Source organism: Acinetobacter sp. YH01019 (assembly GCF_013420285.1).
GTDB classification, from domain to species: domain Bacteria; phylum Pseudomonadota; class Gammaproteobacteria; order Pseudomonadales; family Moraxellaceae; genus Acinetobacter; species Acinetobacter gandensis.
On the sequence record NZ_VOYM01000051.1, the window covers coordinates 23,110 to 29,750 of the forward strand.

General features: G+C 41.0%; 8 protein-coding genes and 1 pseudogene. 4 read left to right on the forward strand and 5 right to left on the reverse strand.

Features of this window, described 5'->3' with window-relative positions:
• Positions 1 to 83: 83 nt before the first annotated feature.
• The 3 genes from atpB to FTT84_RS11975 form a co-directional block, all read right to left on the reverse strand.
• Positions 84 to 959 carry a F0F1 ATP synthase subunit A gene (gene atpB / locus FTT84_RS11965; RefSeq protein WP_067762736.1) on the reverse strand — a complete coding sequence of 292 codons (876 nt, stop codon included), beginning with the start codon at positions 957 to 959 and terminating at the stop codon, positions 84 to 86.
• Between the two features lie 102 nt (positions 960 to 1,061).
• Positions 1,062 to 1,460: an ATP synthase subunit I gene (locus FTT84_RS11970; protein ID WP_067762737.1), complete on the reverse strand. Its 399-nt coding sequence runs from the start codon at positions 1,458 to 1,460 to the stop codon at positions 1,062 to 1,064.
• A gap of 170 nt (positions 1,461 to 1,630) precedes the next feature.
• Positions 1,631 to 2,470 (reverse strand): metal ABC transporter solute-binding protein, Zn/Mn family, encoded by an 840-nt coding sequence (locus tag FTT84_RS11975; protein WP_067762738.1) that lies wholly within the window; start codon positions 2,468 to 2,470, stop codon positions 1,631 to 1,633.
• Positions 2,471 to 2,607: 137 nt separating this feature from the next.
• On the opposite strand from FTT84_RS11975, the gene FTT84_RS11980 reads away from it, so the two are divergent.
• From FTT84_RS11980 to znuB, 3 genes are read left to right on the forward strand one after another with little or no spacing between them, the layout of a single operon-like run.
• Positions 2,608 to 3,105, forward strand: a complete 498-nt coding sequence (locus FTT84_RS11980; protein WP_067762739.1) for a transcriptional repressor — start codon at positions 2,608 to 2,610, stop codon at positions 3,103 to 3,105.
• Complete coding sequence (gene znuC, locus FTT84_RS11985) at positions 3,087 to 3,875, forward strand: zinc ABC transporter ATP-binding protein ZnuC (RefSeq protein ID WP_067762740.1); 789 nt, start codon at positions 3,087 to 3,089, stop codon at positions 3,873 to 3,875. The genes FTT84_RS11980 and znuC overlap by 19 nt, the downstream gene beginning before the upstream one ends.
• 3 nt (positions 3,876 to 3,878) lie before the next feature.
• A complete protein-coding gene (znuB, locus tag FTT84_RS11990) occupies positions 3,879 to 4,679 on the forward strand; it encodes a zinc ABC transporter permease subunit ZnuB (protein WP_067762741.1) in 801 nt (266 codons plus the stop codon).
• An 82-nt stretch (positions 4,680 to 4,761) separates the two neighbouring features.
• Here znuB and FTT84_RS11995 read toward each other — a convergent pair whose 3' ends face one another.
• Positions 4,762 to 5,382 carry a LysE family transporter gene (locus FTT84_RS11995; protein ID WP_067762742.1) on the reverse strand — a complete coding sequence of 207 codons (621 nt, stop codon included), beginning with the start codon at positions 5,380 to 5,382 and terminating at the stop codon, positions 4,762 to 4,764.
• Positions 5,383 to 5,542: 160 nt separating this feature from the next.
• Between FTT84_RS11995 and FTT84_RS12000 the strand changes: the two genes are divergently transcribed.
• Positions 5,543 to 6,463, forward strand: coding sequence for a Dyp-type peroxidase (locus tag FTT84_RS12000; protein ID WP_180081255.1), 921 nt, complete (start codon positions 5,543 to 5,545; stop codon positions 6,461 to 6,463).
• Positions 6,464 to 6,531: 68 nt separating this feature from the next.
• Here the strand turns inward: FTT84_RS12000 and FTT84_RS12005 are convergent.
• Positions 6,532 to 6,641, reverse strand: a pseudogene (locus tag FTT84_RS12005) (IS701 family transposase); the annotation flags it as partial.

Consider the following 6,641-nt stretch of genomic DNA (forward strand, 5'->3'; position numbering starts at 1 on the left):
GATAATTCCTCAGAGGTTAGGTTTATACCAAATTAAGTTAAAAATTGTGTGCCCAACCACCCGATGATAGTTGAGCAATACCATTAATGCTTTTCGCTAGCCATACTCATATACACGATCGTCAACATCATAAAGATGAAGGCTTGTAACGTGATAACAAGAATATGGAAGATCGCCCAAGGCACAGACAACGCCCACTGGATCCAGAACGGTAATAACGCGATAAGAATGAAGATTAACTCACCCGCATACATGTTACCGAACAGTCGAAGAGCCAATGAGATTGGACGTGCAATAAAAGTTACCAATTCAAGTAAAATGTTTACTGGAATTAATAAAGCTTTTAAAACTGGGTTACTTGGGTTAAATGGGTTAAGTGCAAATTCAGCACCGAATCCGACAAGGCCTTTCTCACGAATACTATAGAAAATAGTTAACGCAAATACTGATAATGCCATACCAAGGGTAATGTTAGGATCAGTAGATGGAACGATTTTGAAGTATACGTGGTGAGGATCCATACCAAACACATTTGCACCGATCAATTGAGCTGTATAAGGAATCCAGTCAACAGGGATCAAGTCCATCAAGTTCATGAGGAAAATCCACACGAAAATGGTCAATGCTAGTGGCGCAATTAAGCGCGATTTGCCATGGAAAGTGTCACGGACACTTGAGTCAACAAACTCGATAATCATTTCGATTGCAGACTGGAACTTGGTAGGAACACCAGCATTTGCTGCTTTCGCAACAATCCAGAACATGAAACAGAAAATCAAACCAAGGCCGATTGACCAACCCATTGAATCCAAGTGAATAGCAGTGAACCCCATCTCTTGAGCTTCTTTAGCAGTCTCAGCTAACTTCCACGTACCATCTGGCATTTTGCCATAGGTCAAGTTAGTCAAGTGATGCTGAATGTACTCGGTCGAAGTAAGGGCATGTTCTTCAGCAGCCATAAATCACACCTGGTCAATGTCAAAACTAATAGAGAAAACGAATATCGCGTGCTGCCTGATATCTCGTTTTTCTCCAAAAAACTTTTCAATTTTGTGTTGTGCTTATACTCGTTTTTTTAATCGTGTCGCCCAAAAAGGTGCAATCCACGACATACTTTGTACGAGTATAAAACCACAAAACAATGCTACCGCTGACAACGGTTTAACATTGATTAAAATCAAAATGAATCCAACAATCACAATAGCAAACTTGCCCATTAAGCCACGATACATGTTTGACAGCACCTGTTTAGAGGCACGGGCACCAGCCGCACGAAACGACTGCCATGAAAAGTAACTAGTTGCCATCCAGCACACCAGCGCACCTAATGCTGCACTATATGCTGTGGTCGTATCTTTAAAGACCCAACCAATCAGGGCTGAAACAGGAATCATTACTGCTTGTAAGATGACTAAAGCTTTCGCTAATCGTCGATCAATCATGCGACTAGTTCGGCTCATTTTTGTACACTCACAGCAATTATGCTTGACAAGTTTAACTGATGATTATTTTTAATCGCAGGCATTATAGAGTTACACCCCTTAACTTGCAATCTTTTCCCGACCTTAGTCGTGTTTTTTTCGATGTGCAAACTGCTCTCAAACTAATCAATAGTTGTTTATTTTTTACATTACTTTCGAGCATTTAGTGTGCATTTCTGAGTTTGATCTGCGAGTGTTTTCCATCCACTGATGAAATCCCCCGCCCCACTCATCGTTTCATCAACCGGTTGAAATACAATTCCACCGAGCTTTTGATACTGACTTTGATTGGCATGACCTTCCGCCAAGAGACACATTTTACTCTGTGGACGATGATCTTTAAGAAATTTTATTTGCGCCAACGTTGGTGCCACATGCGGGTCATCCGTCAATGCCCCAGCAAAAGATAAATTCAACGAACGCTCGAGATATTGGTATGCATCGTGATAAGACCAATACGGTTGTGCACGGTTAGTTACATCAACTTTTTGCGCTGACACCAATAATTTTTGTGCAAATGCACGTGCATTTGCCCAATATTTTTCACGATTTGCTGGATATTGTTGTGAGCGCAGTGCCGCAATAAAGAAACCAATGCGTACAGCATTATTCGGTTCAAGCCAAACATGGGTATCCACAGTGCCTTTAATGGCTTTACCACGAACATCACGTAATGGAAGTGCACTAATAATGCCTGAGTCTAAAATTGCGATACTTTTGCCACTTTCATCCAACATTTTGGCCAATGGCGCTTCATGTGCTTTGCCCAACCATAAAACGAGATTGGCATCTTGTACTGTTTTACGGTGCGCAGGGGTAAGACTGACATCATGACCAGATTGATGATCAAGTAATAAGGTTGGCTGCTCCACCCCTTTTAAGACATCTTTCGCAATTAAGTAAATGGGCTGTGTAGAAACCACTAAACCCTGCGCCCAACTCATCACACTGAATAAGGCAAGACTACAAAAGATAATTACTCTGGACATGGGGAGAGAACCATAAAATGAATAGTGTTATAATATAACAAAAGTGCAAAAAAACCTACGGCTGTTCGTAAGTCGTTGTGCTTCATGTTAAGATTTAAAGTCTTTTTCTATAAACAGTTTCGTACTTGAGGTTGGCTATGAGCGCATGTTCACACGAACATCATAATGCTTTGCATGGTGTACACGATCATCAAAATGTCGAACAACGCCTTGCGGAAGCCGAAAACCTTTGCATCACAACAGGTGCCCGCCTCACTCCTTTGCGTAAGGAAGTATTGGAACTGATCTTAAATGCCACAGGCCCGATGGGGGCTTATGACTTATTGGCAAAAATCAAAAGTGAGTCTGATCGCCCTGCTGCCCCACCAACGGTCTATCGCACACTCGACTTTTTATTAGAGAAGGGCCTTATTCATCGTCTAACCTCTATTAATGCCTATATTCCATGTTGCCATCCTCGAGAAGGTCACCAAGCCGCTTTTTTAATTTGTACTGAATGTAAAATTGTCAAAGAAGCTTCAGCCCAAGGTCTGATGACGCAACTTGATGAATTGTCAGCGTCAGATGGCTTTACCGCACATCACAGTATTATTGAAATCTCAGGAATCTGTCAGCAGTGTCGCAACAAACATTAAGTGCTGCAGCCGCACCGATTGTCGCGCTGCAAAATGTCCATGTTCGAATTGACGAGCGTGACATTTTAAAAAATGTTGATTTTGCTTTACATCAAAAAGAAATTGTCACGCTGATTGGTCCCAATGGCGCAGGTAAATCAACCCTGATTAAAGTTTTGCTAGGTATCGTCAAACCTGTGTCAGGTCAAGTCATAAGCAACAATAAACTGAAATTTTCTTATGTTCCGCAAAAGTTCAATCCATCTCACAGCCTGCCTTTACGTGTTTGTGATTTGCTTGATTTAGAAAAATGCGATGCAACAATTAAACAAGAAATCATCCGTGATACGGGTATTGCCAAATTACAGCAGTCTAAAGTTCAACAATTATCTGGCGGTGAACGCCAACGTGTATTGATTGCCCGCGCCTTACTTCGTCAGCCCGATGTTTTGGTTCTTGATGAACCCATGCAAGGTTTGGACATTCAGTCCGAAGCTGAGTTATATGACTACGTCAGAAGCTTGCCTGAAAAATATGGCTGCGCAGTGCTGATGGTGTCACATGACTTACAATGGGTCATGCAAGGCACACATCGCGTGGTGTGTTTAAACAAACATATTTGCTGTAGCGGCTTGCCGGAAAATGTACAGCAACATCCTGAATATCAAGCCATTTTTGGCACCAATCGTGTGTTCTATCAGCATCATCATGATCATTGTGCACACGGTGATTCAGCAACACCGTGTCAACATGACTCACGTCCACATATTCATCCAGAACCGGAAGCATAATTCATGATGGAATGGCTACAACTCCTTTTGCCAGCGTGGATTATGGGCTCTTTGCTGGTCTTTTTAACAGCACCATTGGGTTGTCTGATGCTTTGGCGACGTATGTCGTTTTTTGCTGACACCATGGCACACGGCACATTATTAGGTGTTGCCATTGCAGGTGCGCTCAGTTTGCCATTGTGGACAGGTGTCACCTTAATCGCCTTACTGTTGGTGGCAATTTTATGGGTACTCCATGACCCACGTCTGCCAAATGACGCGTTGTTAGCATTATGTTCAGCAACCTTATTGTGTTCTGGCTTATTGTTCATTCAGCATTTACCAAGTTTAAGACCTGAGCTACTTAGCTATTTGTTTGGTGATTTGCTCACTATTTCATGGGCTGACTTACCAATTTTTGCTGGGGTCATTATTTTTGCACTGATCGTTCTTTATAAAAGTTGGCAAGCACAAATTCAAATTGCCATTGACCCTGACATGGCGGTAAGTGAAGGTATTAGTGCCAAATGGCAACGCCTGATCTTTATGCTATTGCTGGCTTTGTTTACGGTATTGGCCTTACGAGCTGTAGGTTCGTTATTGATGGGGGCATTATTGGTGATCCCCGCTTTAACTGCACGGCTATTGGCAAATTCACCAAAACAAATGGTGCTTTGGGCCTTTGCTATTGCACAAGTGGGGGTGACGGTTGGTTTATGGTCGAGTGCGGGATTAAATACCTCTACAGGTCTGACCATTGTACTGACAATGGCGATTTTGTTTGCTGTAATCTTTGCCGTTCAGAAGTTTAAAAAGTTGAGTTAATGCTCATCTAAAATTAAGCCATGCAATCGTATGGCTTTTTATGTTTTACACTGCTTATTTAACCACTATCTTAACTTCCATTTTACTGATGAACCAAACTCAATAAACTCGCTGCTGCTGCAAACAGCACTGCAAAAGTTCGATTCATATATTTTTGCTGTTTTGGGGATTTCAATAAACGCAACACTTTGGCAGCAAGTCCTGTATATCCTGCCATGACAATCAGATCAATACTGACCATAGTCACCGCCATAATCAGATATTGAATCCACTGCGGCTTAGATAAGTCTAAAAATTGTGGCAAAACTGCCAATAAAAACACAATCGCTTTCGGGTTACTCATATTGACTAAAAAGCCATGCAGAACCAATTTAGAGCGCGATTTATTTGGTAGATCTTGCTGAATTTGAATCGATTGTATTGGTGCAGTCCACTGTAAATAAGCCAAATACAATAAATAGCAAACACCGAACCATTTCACTACCAAGAATGCCCACGGTGTCGTGGCAAACAACACCCCTACTCCTGCTGCGACGATACCAATTTGAACCAATAAAGCCAGTTGTAAACCGAGCGCATTCCAGTAACCATGCTTAAATCCATAATTCAAACCACTCGACATCGACGCGATTGCACCTGCACCGGGAGATACACTAATCACCCAACATGCCAACATATATGCAATCCAGATTTGATAGGACATAAGCTGCTCAAGCTATAGAGGAGACTGTATTATATGACATTTACCTTATTTTCTTGGCAAAAATTACTGCTTAAAAATAAGTGTGAAGTCTACACACATAAGGAATGTTAGGGCACAATACACTTAGCCACATAGGAATTATAATTTTCAGGAGCCATGAATGTCTGCCCAATCTGTAATTTTACCGTTACCTTCAGATCATGCTCGTTTTATTGTTTTGCGTTTAAAAGATTTAACGATCGATGAATTAAAAGAAAAATTAGAAGATTTATTTACCACTCGTGATCGTTTAATCACTCAACATCCAAATGCTCAAATTAAAACAGCAGTCGCTTTTGGTCCAGAATTATGGGCGCAGCTATATAACCAATCACCTATAGGTTTTAAGCAACTTGCTCCAATTCAAGGCTCTTTTGAAATGCCTGTTGTACCTGCTGATGTGTTAATTCACATTGCAGCTCAGCGCACTGATATTTGCTTTGCCCTCAGCCAATCTTTCTTTGAAGGCATTCAGGATAAAGTTGAAGTTTTGGATGAACGTGTTTGCTTCCGTAATTTTGATGGTCGTGATTTAACAGGTTTTATTGATGGTACTGAAAATCCACAATTTCCTGATGACCGTGCTGAAACAGCATTATTAGCAGAAAATGCGGGTATTTTTGCTGATGGTTCTTTTGTCTTTGCACAGCGTTATGCGCACAACTTAGATAAGTGGAAAAAGCTCAAAGTTGATGCACAAGAGCATGTGATTGGGCGTACAAAACTTGAATCAATTGAATTAGATGACGAAATTCAACCTGAAAACTCACATGTATCACGTACTGTGGTAGAAGATGGTGAGGGTGAAGAACTGGCAATTTTGCGTCATTCATTACCTTATGGCGATGGTCGTGGTGACCAAGGTTTATTCTTTATTGCTTATACCAATGATCTCAGTATTATCGACAGTATGTTGGTTCGTATGTTTGGTACTAGTGGTGATGGCATTCATGACCGACTGCTGCATTTTGTCACACCAATGGATGGTGCTTATTACTTTGCGCCGAGTGAAGAATTATTGGAAGAAGTTTTGGAACGATAATTAACGAAGCCGACGAGAGTCGGCTTTTTTAAAATTTAAATTTATAATATTATAGGACTTACGCACTATTATTTATAGATTCTCTGTGGTAGCAGATGATTTTTATCGAGAATAAAGTCATCAATGAAGTTTTTGATAACTGGTCTAAATAATTTCTTCTGCCAACGATATACATTTT